The organism is Bifidobacterium sp. CP2, from assembly GCF_018555635.1.
GTDB lineage: Bacteria > Actinomycetota > Actinomycetes > Actinomycetales > Bifidobacteriaceae > Bifidobacterium > Bifidobacterium saguinibicoloris.
This window is the reverse complement of sequence record NZ_JAFEJX010000002.1, coordinates 1-16,356: the sequence shown is the minus strand read 5'-3', so window position 1 is coordinate 16,356 and position 16,356 is coordinate 1. Positions and strand designations below refer to the sequence as shown.

Sequence of the window (16,356 nt, the reverse complement as noted above, 5' to 3'; positions counted from 1 at the left end):
CTCACGGAATCAGCGCGCAGAACAACGCCTCGAACACGAGCGTCGGGTTGCCGTTGCCCATGAGGCGCCTGCGGGCGCGCGCCACCTCGTCGAGCCGCGCGAGCGCGCCTTCGCGGGAGAGCCTCGCCGCGAGCTCGGTGATGGCTGCCCGGTTCTCCAGGTTGATGAGGCCCACCGCGTCCTCCGCACCGTTCTGCAGGACGGTCACGTCCCGGTAGACGGAGGCGATGGAGTTGAGCGCGCGGTCCAGCACGTCGCGGCTGCGTCGGGTGGAGCGGCGTTTGAGCTCGTCCTTCTTGCCGATGGCGTTGTAGGCGCCGCGCAGTTTCGGCGGGATGCGGTCGTTGGGCCCGAGCCCGTTGATGCGGCGGAAGTCGGCTTCGGCGCGCGCGGCCTGTCCGGCGACGTCCACTTCGGCCTGCGCCTTGGCATTGCCGATGAGTCTGCCGGCGAGAATCACCGCGTCGGAGGCCTTGGCGAGTTCGAGTACGCCCACCACGAGTTCGTCGCGGTCGGTCATGACGCGTTCGTCGGTGGCGTACAGTTTGGCGATGCCGATGTGTCCTTCGGCGAGCCGCGCCGCCCGTTTCGCGATCTTCGGCTCGGCGCCCACGCCCGTCTCCAGGTACCGGGCCACCGCGTCGGCGCCGGGCACGGCGAGGTTGACGATGCGCGTGCGCGAGCGGATGGTGGGCAGCACGTCCTGCGCGCTGGGGGCGCACAGCAGCCAGATGCAGTGTTCGGCCGGCTCCTCGATCTCCTTGAGCAGCACGTTGGTGGTGCGTTCGAGCATGCGGTCGACGTCCTCGATGATGATGATCCGCCATGGCGCGGTGCTGGGCATCTGTTCGGAGACGCCGATGAGCTCGCGCACCTCGTCGATGCCGATGGTCACCTTGTCCGTGGCGAGGATGCTCACGTCCGGATGCGTGCCGGCGAGCACCTGCCGCGTGACCTTGGTGGGTTCGTCGCCCATGCCGTGGTCCGGGCTCTCGAGCGCGGCGGCGAACGCCTTGGCGAGGTTGGAGCGGCCCGATCCGGGAGGGCCGCAGATGAGCCACGATTGCGCGATCTGCTTCGGGTCGCCGAGGGTGATGGCCTTGAGTTGTTCCACGACCGGCTGCTGGCCGATGATGCCGTCCCATACGCTCATGCGGTCGCCTCGTTTCCGTCGTGGGTTCCGTCGTGGGTTCCGTCGGACGCGGCGCCCGACGCGTCCGCACCGTCGCCACCGTCATCGCAGTCATCGTCGCCGTGCAGCAGCGCGTCGACGTCCCTGCGGATGGCGGCCCACACGTCGTCGATGGTGCGGCCGGCGTCGATGACGCGGAAGCGTTCCGGTTCGACCGCGGCGAGCGCGAGGAACGCCTCGCGCGTGCGGCGTTGGAAGTCGTCGCCGGCCGATTCCATGCGGTCCTCATCGTGGGTGAGCCGCGTGTGCGACTGCGTCGGGTCCATGTCGAGCAGGTAGGTGCGGTCCGGCAGCAGGCCGTTCGTACCCCACATGCTTAAGGAACGGATCTCGTCCGCCGTGAGTTCGCGGCCGCCCGCCTGATAGGCGAGGGAGGAGTCGAGATAGCGGTCGGTGATGACCGCTTCGCCGCGGTCCAATGCCGGCCGGATGATTTCGGCGACGTGCTGGGCGCGGTCGGCGGCGAACAGGAGCGCTTCGGCGCGCGGCGCGATGTCGGCGCCCTGCGCGGCGTTCCCCGTGCCGTCACCGCCGTCCGTCGCCGTCTCTCCGTCCGCCACGCCGACGCCGTGCAGCAGCAGACGGCGGATGGCCCGGCCGAGCGCGGTGCCGCCGGGTTCGCGGGTGGTGACGACGGTGCGCCCCTGCGATTCGAGGTAGGCGCGCAGCCGTTCGACCTGCGTGGTCTTGCCCACGCCGTCGACGCCTTCGAAGGAGATGAACAGTCCGGTCATGTGCCCCACTGTATCCGCTGCCGGCGATGGGACCGCACGATGGACCCGCGTGACCGGCCCGCATACGGCGATGGCCGTGGCGTCGGGGCGATGCATCGCTCCGACGCCACGGCCATCATGCCGGTTCCGTCGTGCCGTCAGCGGCGCACGCGCGTCGCCGCGAGCGCGGCGCCGGCGAGCAGCAGGCCAAGGGCCGCCGCCGCGACGATGGCCACGGCCGAGCCGGTCTTGGAGAGCTGCTTCGGCTGGTTCGGCTTGCCGTTGCCGCCCGTTTCGCCGGGTTTGTTCGGCTCGGAGGGCTTCACGTAGGTGTTGGTCAGCGTGAAGGTGAAGTCGCCGTCGACGTCGGTGGACTGGCTCACCGAGGCGGTGTAGTCCTTGACCGTGCCGACCTCCTTGACCTCGTACTTGGCGAGCGACTTGCCGTCCGCCTGGACGGGGTCGTCGCCGGCGATCTTCTGCAGGTCGGTCCACGTGAAGGTCCAGCCGTTGTCGGCGTTGAGGGTGGCCTCGTCGATCTGTTCGCCGTCCTCGTAGAGGGCAACCTTGACCGACTGCGGGCGTGCGCCGGCCTTGTCGCCGTCGTCCTTCCACACCTTGGTGGCGGTGACGTCGATCTTCGGGAATTCCACCGGGTATTCGCCGAAGACGACGGCGCCGTTGGCGCCGATGCCGCCGCCGCGTTCGGCCGTATTGTCGGAGATGACGAGCTTGGCCTTGGATTGGGCCACCTGCTTGCCGGTGTCCGTGGTGACGGCCTGGAGGGCCAGGTCGTCCTTGGACTGCACGATGCCGCCGCGCTTGGCCTTGGCCTGTTCGGCCGGGGTCATGGCGTCGTAGCGCTTGGTGGAGGCGTCGGGTTCGCCCAGCCAGTAGGCGGAGTCCTTGTGCTGCTTGATGGCGCCGTCCTGGTACCAGCCGGTGAGCCAGTTGCCGAGCAGACGGTTGCTCAGGTACACGCCTTCGTTGAAGGTTTTGGAGACGGAGGCGACGTCGGCGCCGGCGGCGGTGTCGTAGCCGGTGGAGCCGCCGGAGGAGGCGGTGTTGTCGAACACGGCGCCGCCGTTGCGCACGGCGCTCTTGAGGTCGCCGGTGGGGCACAGCCAGATGCCGCCGCCGAGCACGGTGGCGGTGTTCTTGGTGACGAGGGCGTCCGTAAGGGTGAGCACGTACGGTTCGGTGCTCACGTACACGCCGCCGCCCTGTTCGGCGAAGTTGCCGGAGATGGTGCCGCCGGTCAGCGTGACCGTGTCGGTGGCGATGTACACGCCGCCGCCGGTGCCGCTCGCCCATCCCTTGACGCTGACGGCCTTGTTGCCGGCGATGACACCGCCCTTCATGGTGAAGCTCTCGCCTTCGAAGCCCTTCTGGTATTCGGGGTAGCCCTTAAGCCACTGGTTGTAGGCGGCCGGGTCCTTGTCCCTGTTGGGTCGGCTGGTGGCGTAGTCGTCGCTGGTGGCGATGCCGCCGCCCATCGGGCCAATGTTGCCGGTGATCTTCGCCTCGCCGCTCATGTCGAGCTTGACGGGCGCGGAGCCGCGGCTGAACAGGGAGATGCCGCCGGAGTATGCGGCACCCTTGTTGTCCGCGATGGAACCGCCGGTGAAGGTCATCGTGACGGTGGATTTCGCGCTGTTGCTCAGCGGATAGCCCACGAGCACGGCGCCGGCGAGGGAGCCGGTGTTGCCGGTGATGGCGCCGCCGGTCATGGTGAACGTGGAGGCGCCGTCCGGATAGATCCACACCGGGGCGTGGAATCCGGCGTTGTTCGGGTCCTTCCAGGTGTCGCCCGTCAGCGAGCCTTCGCCGCTGGTGAGGTCGTTCCTGGAGATCTCGCCGCCGGAGAGGTCGAACTTGGCGCCGCCGGAGACGAACACGGTGGCGCTGCCGAGGGACATGCCCTCCTTGTTGCCGGTGATGGCGCCGCCGGTCATGGTGAAGGAGGCGTCCGCGCCTTGGGCGAGGACCACGCCGCCGGCGTTCGCGACGCCCTGCATGTACGCGGTGCCCATGGTGTCGGCGCCGGTGATCGTGCCCTGCTTGAGCGTGAAGGCGCCGTTGGTGCGGATGATGCGGTACTGCGGCTGCGCTCCGGTGCCGTCGAGGGTGAGGTGCGCGCCGTCGAAGGTCAGGGACGCGCCCTGTTCGACGGTGATGACGCCGCTGCCGTATGCGGGCAGGTCCTTGTAGGTGATGGCGCGTGCGGTGCCGTCGTCGGTGAGCGTGATCCGCTTGCCGGCGGGGATGTCGAGCGGCTGGTCGAGCGCCACGTCGGCGGTGAGCGTGAGCGTGGCGGGCGTGCCGTCCTTGGCGGCGGCGATCTCCGCGGCCAGATCGGCGGCGGACGTCACTTTGCCGTCCACCGGCTCGTCCGCCGCGGCGGCCGGGGCGTCGGCCTCATCGGACTGCGCCCGGGGTGCCGCCTGGGCGCGCGGCGTGGCAGCGGCCTGCGGGCCGTTCGCACCGTATTCCGCCGTGAACCGGCTGACGAGCCGTTGCGCGTCGATGACGGATATCGCGGTATCGGAACCGGCCGCGGTATTGTCCGCGGCGCTGGCGCCGGCGGTCAAAGGCGCCAGCATGGCCACCGCGGAGACGAATCCCACGCAGGCGGCGGCCAGACGCCTGCGGAACATCGTTTCGGACATTGAAAATCTTCCTCCCGTCCGCGATGTGCGCGCGACCCGCATTCGGGTACACTTCGGGCATCATCGCGTCTAGGAGGAGACGCTATCTATCCACGCATGGTTGAGCATGACCCCTACCCCGAACCATGCCATCGGGGGCGTGTTCCACGAGGAACGAGGGGCCGGCCGCTACTTCCTCTTCGGCTTGGCGGGGACTACGGCGGGCCGGACGAAGCCTTCGTTCGCGGTGAGCCAGTCGACGTCCGCCTTCACGGTGGAGGCGGTGGAGCCGATCTTCTCCGCGATGCGCGTGTTGGCCCAACCCTGTTCGGCGAGCTTCCTGACTTCGGCGCGGCGTTCGGCGCGCTTCGCCTCGACGGGGTTCGTCTTTGCCGTGGCCTTGGCGCCGCCCTTGCCCTTCGCCGCCGAACCCTTGGCTCCCGAACGCCCGCCGCGGCCACGCTTCGTGGCCGGGCCCATCGCCCGCTTCTCGGCGAGGATGCGGAACGCGTCGGCCGGTTCGATGGTGGCCGGATCGTATTGACGCGGCAGGGTGCGGTTGGTCTCGCCGTCGGTCAGGTACATGCCGAAGCGGCCTTCCTTGATGACGACGGGCTTGCCGGATTCCGGATCGTTGCCCAGCGTGCGGATCGGCGGCTTGGCGGCGCCGCGGCCACGGCCGCGGAACTGCGGCTGCGCGAACAGGTCCTTCGCTTGGTCGATGGTGACGGTGAAGATCTCGTCCTCGGAGCCCAGCGACCGGGTCTCGGTGGAGCCGTCCGCCTTCGTCTTGGTGAGGTACGGGCCGTAGCGGCCGTTGTTCGCGGCCACGTGGGAGACGGAGATCTCGCCGGTCTCGGCGTTCGTCTCCTCGTAGGAGCCGACTTCGCGCGGCAGGCTCAGCAGTCTGAGCGCGTCCTCGAGGGTGAGCGACTCCGGCTTCATCGTCTTGAACAGGCTCGCCATCTTGGGGCGCGGTCCGTCCGCCTTCTTCGAGCCGCGCTTCGCGGTCTTCGCGGGCTTGGTCTCGGCCGCCGCGGCGGGCGCGACGGCGTCCGCCGGCGGGACGAGCGCCACGTAGGGGCCGAACCGTCCGTTACGCACTTCGACGGTGCCGCCGGTGACGGGGTCCTTGCCGAGTTCGCGCGGGCCGCCGGAATGGTTCTCGATGAGGTCGCGGGCCACGGCCACGGTGAGTTCGTCGGGGGCGATGGTGTCCGGCAGGGAGGCGCGCTTCGGGTTGCCTTCCGCGTCCGTGTGCGCCATGTCCTCGAGGTAGGGGCCGTAGCGGCCGACGCGCACGTGCAGGCCGTCGCCGATGTCGATGGTGTTGATGGCGCGCGCGTCGATCTCACCGAGCTGCGCGACCTGCTGCTGCAGGCCCTCGTGCGCCTCGTCGGCGTTGTGCGCGGCGTCCGCGCCGGAACCGAAGTAGAAGCGGGTGAGCCAGTCGCGGCCGGTCTCGCGGCCGTGGGCGATCTGGTCGAGGCCGTTCTCCATGTCCGCGGTGAACTGGTAGTCGACGAGTTTGGGGAACTTGGTCTCCAGCAGCTTGGTCACGGCGAACGCCAGCCAGGAGGGGATGAGCGCGCGGCCGCGTTCGTACACGTAGCCGCGGTCGATGATCGTGGAGATGATCGAGGCGTACGTGGACGGACGTCCGATCTCCTTCGCCTCCAGGGTCTTGACGAGCGAGGCCTCGGTGTATCGGGCCGGCGGCTGCGTCTCATGGCCGTCCGCATGCACGTCGGTGGCGTCGAGCCGCTGGCCGGTGGCCATCGGCGGCAGGGACGCGTTGTCGTCGCCCTTGACCGCATCGCCCTTCGCGCCGTCCTTCGGCGACGCCGTGCGATGGCCTTCGCCGGTGGCCTTCATGAAGCCGGGGAATTCGATGACGGTGCCGGACGCCTGGAAGATGGCCTCGCCGGACGCGCCGGTCGGCGCGGACAGCTTCACCGTGGCGGTGGAGCCGGTGGCGTCGGCCATCTGGGAGGCGAGGGTGCGCTGCCAGATGAGCGTGTACAGCTTCAGCTGGTCGCCCGGCACCTTGGCGGCGAGTTCGTCCGGATCGCGGAAGCGTGCGCCGGCCGGACGGATGCATTCGTGCGCCTCCTGCGCGCCGGCGGTCTTCGTGGCGTACTGCTTGGGGGCGTCGGAAAGGAACGCCTTGCCGAAATGGTATTCGACGGACTGGCGCGCGGCCGCGATGGCCTCCTGGGAGAGCGTGACCGAATCGGTACGCATGTACGTGATGTAGCCGTTCTCGTACAGGCCCTGCGCGGCGCGCATCGTGGCGCGGGAGCTCATGCCGAGACGGTTGCCGGCGGTCTGCTGCAGCGTGGACGTGGTGAACGGCGGCAGCGGGCGGCGGCGGTACGGCTTCGACTCCATCGAGATCACGGTGAACGCGGCCGTGCGCAGCGCCGCGGCGATGGCCGTGGCGTTCGCCTCGTCCAGACGGCACACGTTGCCGGCGAATCCGTCGGGCGTGAGCTTGCCGTCGGAGCCGAAATCCTTGGAGCCGGCGAGACGCCTGCCGGCGAGCGACGTCATGCGCGCGTCGAAGGCGACGGACGCGCCTTCCGCGCCGGGCGCCTCGAGCGTGGCGGCCACATCCCAGTAGGGGGCGCGCACGAACGCCATGCGCTCGCGTTCGCGTTCGACGATGAGGCGCGTGGCGACCGACTGCACACGTCCCGCGGACAGGCCCGGCCCGACCTTGCGCCACAGCACCGGCGACAGCTCGTAGCCGTAGAGACGGTCGAGGATGCGGCGGGTCTCCTGCGCGTCGACCATGTCGGCGTCGACGTCGCGCGTCTGCATGAGGGACTGCTGGATGGCGTTCTTGGTGATCTCGTGGAACACCATGCGCTTGACCGGCACCTTGGGCTTGAGGGTCTCGACGAGATGCCATGCGATGGCCTCGCCCTCGCGATCCTCATCGGTGGCGAGGTAGAGCTCGCTGGCGTTCTTCAACGCGGATTTGAGCTCGGAGACGGTTTTCCGCTTGTCGCCGTCGACGATGTAGTAGGGCTTGAACCCGTTGTCCACGTCCACGCCGAACTTGCCGTACCGGGCCTTGTCCGCCGCGGGCACCTGACTGGGTTGGGCGAGATCGCGGATGTGACCCACCGATGCCATCACGGTGTAGCCGTCCCCCAGGTATCCGCCGATCTTGCGGGCCTTGGTGGGAGACTCCACGATCACGAGCTTGGTGCCGTTTGCCATGACCTCTCCTTACCTGCTCCTTTATACGTGCTGTATCTTACTCACGACTGTCGGCCGGCGGCGCGGCGGGCTCCCCTCGCCGGCGGCGCGGGCGGCGCGCCCACCAGCCCCAGACGGGTGAGCGGCGCGGCGGTCAGCTGGCGCAGCGCGGCGACCAATCCCACGGTGAGAAGCGTCACACCGGTCAGCAGGATCACGCTCCCCCACACGGCGCCGGTCTTCGCCCATTGCGCGCCCATCGTCAGGCCGGGCGTGACCTGCCAGATCACGTACGAGGCGTACAGGCACGCCATGGCGCCGGCGGTGACGGTCACGGAGGACAGCACCTGCACGCCGGCGGAGGAACGGCGCTGCCCGGGCCGGTCCATGCCGGACGTACGCGTGAACGCGAGCGCGAGCATCGCGACGCCGCCGATCAGCAGCACCGCCATCGCGGCGTCGGACGGACGATGCCACTGCCCGTACACGACGGACAGGGCCGCGAACCAGGTCCACGCCATCGCCAGCAGGGACGCAGCCCAACGCCATCCGCGCGAGACCGCGCACACCAGGGCGAGCGCGGCGGCCACCGCCAGCACCACGTGGCCGGACGGCGCGGACGAACCGTCGGTGATGTCCGTATGGATGATGAACGGGCGGGGCAGCACATGCTTCAACTCGGCGAGCCCCGCGCACAGCACGCCGAACACGGCCAACTGGCCGAGCAGCCACCACCGGCGGCGCACGCCCGCCACCACGGCCGCGGCCACCGCCAGCACGGCGGAACCGGCGGCCACCACCGCATGCGTGCCCGCGGCGAGCCAGCCGAAGCCGGAGGAGGCGACGGCGCGGAAGGACGTCTCGGCCATGTCGTCGAGCGACTGGCCGGTCTCCGTGTACACCGCGAACCACCACACGCCGAACGCGGCCGCCACGAACAGCAGGCCGAACACCACGCAGAGCACACGGCTCGAGATGCGGGGGCGGACGGCCAGCAGGGCATCCTCGTCGGCGCGCGCGGCACGGCGGGAACGGGGGCCGGCCGCGGAACCATCCCCGTCGTCGGGGAACAGGGCGGACGGCCCGGACGGCTCGGAACCGGCGTCAAACGTCGGACGGACGCCCAACGCGGCGGCCATGTCGCCGGCGTTGTCATAGTCGGCCACGTCCTCCAACGAGGACGGCGCGGAGCCGCCGGCCGGAACGGCGCCGGGACGCGGCGCCGGCGGGACCGGAGGAACCGGTGCCGGAACACCTGGCGCGAACGGCGCCACGGGAGGCAACGGCTCGAAATCATCGACCAGATTCGCGGGGGCGTGAGGGTCGCGGATCCTAGGTGCGGAAGGCTGCTGTTCGTCGCTCATGCACCCCAGAGTAGCCCACACGCATCGACCGGACGCCCGCGCAGGGGCCGACGCCGTCATCGGAGAGGAAGAATAAGAAAACCTCCACACACCCGCAAGAGGCCGCTTACCCTTGCTGCATTCCTGCCCTGGGGGGATTGGGCGACGTAGCGCCGCGTGGAGGCTCAGACCACTATACACCATGCTTCGACCGCCGGGTGTCGGACGGGCGGGCAAGGCCGGCGGAACGCACCGCGGGTTTGTGAGGATTCCACGCAAAAAGCGCACGCGTTCACGTTCACACGGCCGAAAACAGGCCCCTTGTTCAGGGCATGTGGTTACGGTGGAGGGCATGGTTTCACATTCTCGTCGCGCACGAAGGAACGCCAAGGGAACGGCGGAGCGCAAGCCGGCGGCCCGGCACTACCGCGGAGGCAACCACCGCGTCAAGGGCGGCCGCGGACCGAAGATGAAGGGACGCAGCAGGCATCTCGTCCTCAAATGGGTGCTCGGCATCCTCGCCGCGCTGCTCGCCTGCGGCGTCGGCGCATTCGCATACCTGTACATCACCACCGAGGTCCCCTCCCCCGAGAAGATCGCGCTCGCGGAGAACACCACCGTCTACTTCTCCGACGGCACCACGCAGATGGGCACATTCTCCGAACAGAACAGGGACATCATCAGCTGCTCGGCGCTGCCGGACTACGTGGGCAACGCCATCGTCGCCTCCGAGAACCGCACGTTCTACACGGACCGCGGCATCGACCTGCGCGGCATCGGACGCGCCCTGCTCAACAACGTCACCAAAGGCACGCGCCAAGGCGGCTCCACCATCACCCAGCAGTATGCGGAACGCTACTATCTGGGCGAAACCACCTCATACCTGGGCAAGCTGCACGAGGCCATCCTCGCGTTGAAGATCGCGCAGTCGCAGGACAAGAGCCAAGTGCTGTGCAACTACATGAACACCATCTACCTGGGCCGCGGCGCGTACGGCATCCAGGCCGCCGCCAAGGCGTACTTCGGCAAGGACGCGAAGGACCTCACGCTCGACGAGGCGGCCACGCTCGCCGGCATCATCCCCTCCCCCTCCTCCTGGGATCCGGCGCAGAACAAGTCCATGGCGCAGGAACGCTTCGCCCGCGTCATCAAGATCATGCGCGAGGACGGCTACATCACCGCCAAGCAGGCCTCCGAGGCCGCCATGCCGGACACCGTGGAATACAGCCAGCAGGACATCTACAAGGGCACCAACGGCTACCTGCTCACCATGGTGCGCAACGAACTGGTGAACCGCAAGGCGTTCACCAAGGATGAGCTCGACACGGGCGGCTACAAGATCGTCACCACCATCGACAAAAGCAAGCAGGACCTCATGCAGCAGGTGGTGAGCCCCGCCTCCAACGGCATGCAGGGCACGGTGCCCGACGGCATGCAGTTCGGCGCGATGAGCGCCAACCCCAAGGACGGCTCGATCATCGCCCTGTACGCGGGCGACGACTTCCTCACCAAGCAGCTCAACAACGCCACGCAGGCCCAGTACGAGGTCGGCTCCACCATGAAGGCGTTCGCGCTCCTCGCCACCGTGCAGGACGGCGTGAGCCTCGACACCGTGTTCAACGGCAACTCGCACCGCACGTTCCCCGGCATCAGCGGCACCGTGAACAACGTGGACGGCGAGAACCTCGGCTACATCAACCTGTACCGGGCCACCGCCATGTCGTCCAACACCGTGTTCATGGACCTGCAGACCAAGCTCGGCACCAAGAAGATCGCCCAGACCGCGCGCACCGCGGGCGTGCAGAGCACCGCATTGGACGGCTCCGAACCGTACACGGTGCTCGGCAACAACGCGCTCACCGTGGAGGACATGACGTGGGCGTACGCCACGCTCGCCAACCAAGGCAACAAGCCCACGCTGCACATCGTGGCCAGCGTCAAGGACGGCAAGGGCGAGGAGCTGTACAAGGCGCCCACCGGCACGGAACGCGTGTTCGAGGCAAACGACGTGAACCTCGTGACGAAGGCGCTCACCGGCGTGGTGCAGTCCGGCACCGCCACCGAGGCGCGCGCCATCAAGCACAACGTGGCCGGCAAGTCCGGCACGTCGAACAACGGGTATGCGGCGAGCTTCGTCGGCTACACGCCGTCCGTGGTCTCCGCGTTCGCCATGTGGTATCCGGACGCGAACGGCAACCCGCAGGAGATCCCGGCGTTCGGCCGGTGGACCGGCCGCTCCGACTACCCGATCCACCTGTTCACCGAATACATGAAGCAGGCGTTGAACGGCACCACGAACGAAACGTTCCCCACCGCGAAGGACGACGGCAAGGTGGGCGGCCCCGACGGCACGTGGGGGCTCGGCTACGGTTCGAAGAGCGGTTCCGCCTCCTCGTCCGGCAGGACGAACGAAGGCGATTCGTCGTCCGAAGCCGGCTCCGGTTCGGGCAGCGGTTCCGGGTCCGGGTCCGGCGCGTCCGGTTCCGGCGGTTCGGGCTCCGGTTCGGGCAGCGGTTCCGGCACGGGCACGGGCGGATCCGGCAATGGCTCCGGTTCGGGTTCCGGCAGCGGTTCCGGCTCCGGCACGTCCGGTTCGGGCGAGAGCGGCGGCTTCGATTCCGGTTCCGGCGAGAACGGCGGTTCCGGCTCGAACGGTTCGGAGGGTTCCGGCTCCGGGACGGGCAACGGCACCTCCACCGAGAGCGAATCCAAGTGAAGTCCAAATGATCTGAATGCGGGTCGGCGCCCGCGGCGCGACGGCCTTCCGGCCTTTCGTTCCGCGGGCGTCGTCGTATGTGATCGCGTGTCTTCGTATGTCCTGCGTATGTCCGGATACGCAAGCATACGGTCGATGGCGTTGGGTGGGCCGGCGCACGCCGGCCCACCCGATACGCGAGATACGCGAAAGGCCTGCCGTCGCCTCCCGAATCGCATCGGGAGGTGACGGCAGGCCTTCGTCGTGGCCTGGCCGACGGCTCAGCGACGGCCGGCGTTGGAACGGTTGATGGCGGAGATGATCGCCTTCAGGGCGCTCGTGGTGATGGAGGAGTCGATGCCGACGCCCCAGATGATCTGGGATTCGGCGTCCTCGCCCACCTGGCATTCCACGTAGGAGGCGGCCATCGCGTCCGTGCCGACGGACATGGTGTGCTCCACGTAGTCCATGACGGACGCCTCGATGCCGAGGTTCGCAATCGCGTTGAGGAACGCGGCGATCGGACCGTTGCCCACGCCGGAGACCTCGCGGATGTGTTCCTCGTCCTTGCCGACGTTCACGCCGCGGTCGAGCACGCGCGCCTTGAGCACGGTGTCGGAGCCGTCCTCGCCGGAAGAGACCGCCACCTTGAGCAGCTTGAGGCGGCCCCACGGGGCGAGCGTCTCGTCATGCGTGTCGCCGACGATCACGCCGGCGGCGGTCATGCCGGACTGCTCGACCGGCAGGTACTCGTCCTTGAAGAGGCGCCAGATGTCCTCGTCCTTGACTTCCTTCTTCGTGTCGTCCGCGTACTTCTGGACGATCTTGTCGAACTCCACCTGCAGGCGCTTCGGCAGGTCGAGGTTGTGGTTCGTCTTGAGCAGGTAGGCCATGCCGCCCTTGCCGGACTGGGAGTTGACGCGGATGATCGCCTCGTACGTGCGGCCGATGTCCTTCGGGTCGATCGGCAGGTAGGGCACGAGCCAGACGAAGTCGTCGAGGTTCGCGCCGGCGCGGTCGGCGGCCACCTGACGGGCCTCGAGGCCCTTCTTGATGGCGTCCTGGTGCGAGCCGGAGAACGCGGTGAACACGAAGTTGCCCGCGTACGGGTGACGCTCGGAGATCTTGATCTGGTTGCAGTATTCGACGGTCTTGCGAATCTCCGGCACGTTGGACAGGTCGAGCTGCGGGTCCACGCCCTGCGTGAGCAGGTTGAGGCCCAGCGTGACGAGGTCCACGTTGCCGGTGCGCTCGCCGTTGCCCAGCAGGCAGCCTTCGACGCGGTCGGCGCCGGCCAGCACGGCCAGCTCGGTGGCGGCCACGCCCATGCCCTCGTCGTTGTGCGGGTGCAGGGAGAGCACCACGGCGTCACGGTCGTCGAGGTTGTTGGAGACGTACTCCACCTCGTCGGCGAACACGTTCGGCGTGGTCATCTCCACCGTGGCCGGCAGGTTGATGATCATCGGATGCTCGGGCGTCGGCTTGATGACGCCGATCACCGCGTTGCACACCTCCACCGCGTACTCCGGCTCGGTGCCGGTGAACGATTCGGGGCTGTACTCGTAGTACAGGTCGATGCCCTTGGCCTCGCCCTCGAGATGCTTGCACAGTTCGGCCGCGTCCGTGGCGAGCTTCTTGATCTCCTCCTTGTTCTTGCGGAACACGACCTCGCGCTGCAGCACGGAGACGGAGTTGTAGAAGTGCACGATGGCGCGCTTGGCGCCCTTGAGCGCCTCGTAGGTGCGGCGGATGAGATGCTCGCGGCACTGGGTGAGCACCACGATGGTCACGTCGTCCGGGATGAGCTCACGTTCGATGAGCATGCGAATGAAGTCGAAATCGGTCTCCGAAGCGGACGGGAAGCCCACCTCGATCTCCTTGAAGCCCATGGAGACGAGCAGATTCCAGAAGCGCAGCTTGCGCTCGGAGTCCATCGGGTTGACGAGCGCCTGGTTGCCGTCACGCAGATCCACGGAGCACCAGCGCGGCGCGCGCTGCAGCTTCTTGCCCGGCCACGTGCGCTGCGGGTAGTCGAACGGCACCTGCTTGTCGTACGCCACGTACTTGTTGTACGGCATCGAGCTCGGCTTCTGCGGCTCGCCGATGAAGCGCGCGGGAGGCAGCAGCGGGTCGTTGTTCCCTCCGTTGGACGCAGCGGCCACAGCCGCGAGATCGAATACCGATGATTGATCCTGACCCATCGTTCCTCCTTTGCTTGGCATCTGGCCGCTCCCACGGCCACCGATTCATGGCGCGCGCCCCTCCCCGGGCCGGACGGCCGCGGGCGACTGCGCGTTTACGCGCATGTAACATGCGCAACTTCCCATCCTACCTACGTCGCATCCCAACGCCTCGCCGGTCTCACTATCCATCGCACGACACCATCGGCGGGGAACGGACGGACCAGACGCGACGCACGGCATCGCACGCCATCGCACGTCGCCGGACGCCATCGGGCGAAACCGAAGGCATCGCCGCACACACTCGACCGAAGGACCCCACGCACGGCTACCATGGAAGCCATGACGCTGCGTTTCCGTGACGACGGCACGTTCCGCGTGCTGCAGATGGCCGACATCCAGGACAAACCCGAAGTCGACCGGGACACCATACGCCTCATCCGCGAGGCCATACGGGCCGCAAAACCCGACCTGGTCGTGCTCACCGGTGACCAGATCCGAGGCTACGACCCCGCCTACATAGACACGTTCCTACGCCGCCGCGGCGAACAGCCGGGCGCGCGCGTGCGCCTCGTCACCGAAATCGAGGCGAAACTGCAAGGCGTGAGGCGACGCATCGCCGAACGCCACAACCTCCACGTGCCGCCCACCGCGGACATCGTCACCATCGACGACCTCATGGACGAGACGCGCGCCAAAGTACGCCGCACGTTCGCCGAATTCCTCGGACCCGTCGTCGAAGCGGGCGTGCCGTTCGCCGCCACCTACGGCAACCACGACTTCCAATGCGGCATCCTCGCCGACGAACAGGACGACATCTACCGCGAATTCCCCGGATGCCTCAACCCGGCCGCGGACGGCGCCGACGGCGACGGCAACGGGACCACGGACGCCACCGGACGCGGAGGCGGCACCCCGCTCGCACTCGAACCCGGCACGTTCGCACTGCCCGTCGAAGCCTCGGACGGTTCGGGACGCATCGCCATGAGCGTGATGATGGTCAACTCCGGCGACTACGCCGATAAGGACACCCCCGCCGAACGCGACGCGCAATACCCGCTGTACGCGACGAACCCGCGTCGGCTCGACCTGGCCGATTCCGACGGCTACGGCACGCCCTCCCCCGAGGCGATCGCATGGCTGGGCGACGTGCAGCGCGCACTCGGCGAGCGCAACGGCGACGGCAGGCCCGTGCCGGCCATCGCGTTCCAGCACATCCCGCCGCAGGAGTTCTACGACGTGCTCAGGGAAGTACCCGCATGGACGCCGAACGCCGTCGAAGGATCACGCACGTTCGCCGGACGCTGCTACGTGCTGGACGAAACGAAATGCCGTCCCGGCTCACGCTTGGGAGAAGCGATCGGCTGCGCCGACGAGAACGTGGGCGAAGTGGATGCGATGCGTGAAGCCGGCGGCTATTTCGCGCTGTTCTGCGGACACGACCACAAGAACGCGTTCGTCGGGCATGAGGACGGCATCGACCTGGGCTACGCACCCACCTGCGGATTCGAATGCTACGGGCCGAAATCGCGGCTGCGCGGCATTCGCCTGTTCGAATTCCATGAGGATGCGCCGGCCGCATACGAGACGCGCATGCTCACCTGGGGCGAGCTCGTAGGCCGATACTCCGGCAACGAGCTGCGCGTCTGGTTCGAGGACCATTGCGTGACCGGCGCGGTGAGTCTGCGCGACCAGCTGCGCCGGCCCGCGACCTTCGCCACCGTCGTGGCGCTCGCCGGAGCCTTGGGGTATGCGCTCAGCGCGCCCGTGCGGCGGGTATTGCGGCGCTCGCGGCGTTGATGCTGGCGCTGACTCTGGCGACGACACTGGCGACACGGTGCGACACGGTTGCCGTGGTGCGCTGACAGCGTTGACGTAGGTCCCGGAACGACAGAAAACCCACTCTCAGTGCTCCGGGCCACACTTGGGCGTGCCGAAGTGCCCCCGGAGCGCTGAGAACCCCTGTTTTTGACGTTCCGGACCAACAGGCCCTGGGCCGGAACGTACGGACAGCCCCATCCTGCGTTCCGGTGCCGCAAATACTGGACCCGGAACGCGGAATCAGGCCACATCCCACACTCCGGACCAACAGACCATGGGCCGGAACACACCACAGACCCGGAATCACACTCCGGGGCCACACCACAGCGCGCTGCAGCACACCACAGCGGCCCCGGAGCGCTGAGAACCCCTGTTTTTGACGTTCCGGACCAACAGGCCCTGGGCCGGAACGTACGGACAGCCCCATCCAGCGTTCCGGTGCCGCAAATACTGGACCCGGAACGCGGAATCAGGCCACATCCCACACTCCGGACCAACAGACCATGGGCCGGAACACACCACAGACCCGGAATCACACTCCGGGGCCACACCACAGC

The 16,356-nt window shown here is 68.2% G+C and carries 8 protein-coding genes and 1 other RNA gene; 2 read left to right on the top strand and 7 right to left on the bottom strand.

The genetic code is table 11. The features are described from left to right. Position 1: 1 nt before the first annotated feature. The 6 genes from JS531_RS01515 to ffs form a co-directional block, all read right to left on the bottom strand. Entirely contained in the window at positions 2-1,153 is a 1,152-nt protein-coding gene (locus tag JS531_RS01515; RefSeq protein WP_214311692.1) for a DNA polymerase III subunit delta', read from the bottom strand. After that, on the bottom strand, positions 1,150-1,926 hold the full coding sequence (tmk, locus tag JS531_RS01510; protein ID WP_214311690.1) for a dTMP kinase: 777 nt from the start codon (positions 1,924-1,926) through the stop codon (positions 1,150-1,152). Before tmk ends, JS531_RS01515 begins: the two co-directional genes overlap by 4 nt. Positions 1,927-2,063: 137 nt before the next feature. Next, a complete protein-coding gene (locus JS531_RS01505) occupies positions 2,064-4,574 on the bottom strand; it encodes a Cna B-type domain-containing protein (protein WP_214311688.1) in 2,511 nt (836 codons plus the stop codon). A gap of 168 nt (positions 4,575-4,742) precedes the next feature. Continuing rightward, a complete protein-coding gene (gene topA / locus JS531_RS01500) occupies positions 4,743-7,781 on the bottom strand; it encodes a type I DNA topoisomerase (protein ID WP_214311686.1) in 3,039 nt (1,012 codons plus the stop codon). Between the two features lie 41 nt (positions 7,782-7,822). Beyond that, complete coding sequence (locus JS531_RS01495) at positions 7,823-9,124, bottom strand: phosphatase PAP2 family protein (RefSeq protein ID WP_214311684.1); 1,302 nt, start codon at positions 9,122-9,124, stop codon at positions 7,823-7,825. Positions 9,125-9,196: 72 nt separating this feature from the next. Then, an RNA gene (gene ffs / locus JS531_RS01490) (signal recognition particle sRNA small type) lies at positions 9,197-9,293 on the bottom strand. 279 nt (positions 9,294-9,572) lie between these two features. Between ffs and JS531_RS01485 the strand changes: the two genes are divergently transcribed. After that, positions 9,573-11,819 (top strand): transglycosylase domain-containing protein, encoded by a 2,247-nt coding sequence (locus tag JS531_RS01485; protein WP_240541992.1) that lies wholly within the window; start codon positions 9,573-9,575, stop codon positions 11,817-11,819. Between the two features lie 260 nt (positions 11,820-12,079). On the opposite strand, the gene leuA is transcribed toward JS531_RS01485, so the two are convergent. Further along, the gene (gene leuA, locus JS531_RS01480) at positions 12,080-13,999 is read right to left on the bottom strand and encodes a 2-isopropylmalate synthase (RefSeq protein WP_214311675.1); all 1,920 of its coding nucleotides are present in this window, start codon (positions 13,997-13,999) and stop codon (positions 12,080-12,082) included. A 321-nt stretch (positions 14,000-14,320) separates the two neighbouring features. Between leuA and JS531_RS01475 the strand changes: the two genes are divergently transcribed. After that, the gene (locus JS531_RS01475; RefSeq protein WP_214311673.1) at positions 14,321-15,778 is read left to right on the top strand and encodes a metallophosphoesterase family protein; all 1,458 of its coding nucleotides are present in this window, start codon (positions 14,321-14,323) and stop codon (positions 15,776-15,778) included. The last annotated feature ends 578 nt before the right edge of the window (positions 15,779-16,356 follow it).

What these genes read in the sequence shown, in the direction of transcription:
- JS531_RS01475 (WP_214311673.1), top strand. Translation starts at nt 14,321, where the DNA reads ATGACGCTGCGTTTCCGTGACGACGGCACGTTCCGCGTGCTGCAGATG.
- leuA (WP_214311675.1), bottom strand. Translation starts at nt 13,999, where the DNA reads ATGGGTCAGGATCAATCATCGGTATTCGATCTCGCGGCTGTGGCCGCT.
- JS531_RS01485 (WP_240541992.1), top strand. Translation starts at nt 9,573, where the DNA reads ATGAAGGGACGCAGCAGGCATCTCGTCCTCAAATGGGTGCTCGGCATC.
- JS531_RS01505 (WP_214311688.1), bottom strand. Translation starts at nt 4,574, where the DNA reads ATGTCCGAAACGATGTTCCGCAGGCGTCTGGCCGCCGCCTGCGTGGGA.
- topA (WP_214311686.1), bottom strand. Translation starts at nt 7,781, where the DNA reads ATGGCAAACGGCACCAAGCTCGTGATCGTGGAGTCTCCCACCAAGGCC.
- JS531_RS01495 (WP_214311684.1), bottom strand. Translation starts at nt 9,124, where the DNA reads ATGAGCGACGAACAGCAGCCTTCCGCACCTAGGATCCGCGACCCTCAC.
- JS531_RS01515 (WP_214311692.1), bottom strand. Translation starts at nt 1,153, where the DNA reads ATGAGCGTATGGGACGGCATCATCGGCCAGCAGCCGGTCGTGGAACAA.
- tmk (WP_214311690.1), bottom strand. Translation starts at nt 1,926, where the DNA reads ATGACCGGACTGTTCATCTCCTTCGAAGGCGTCGACGGCGTGGGCAAG.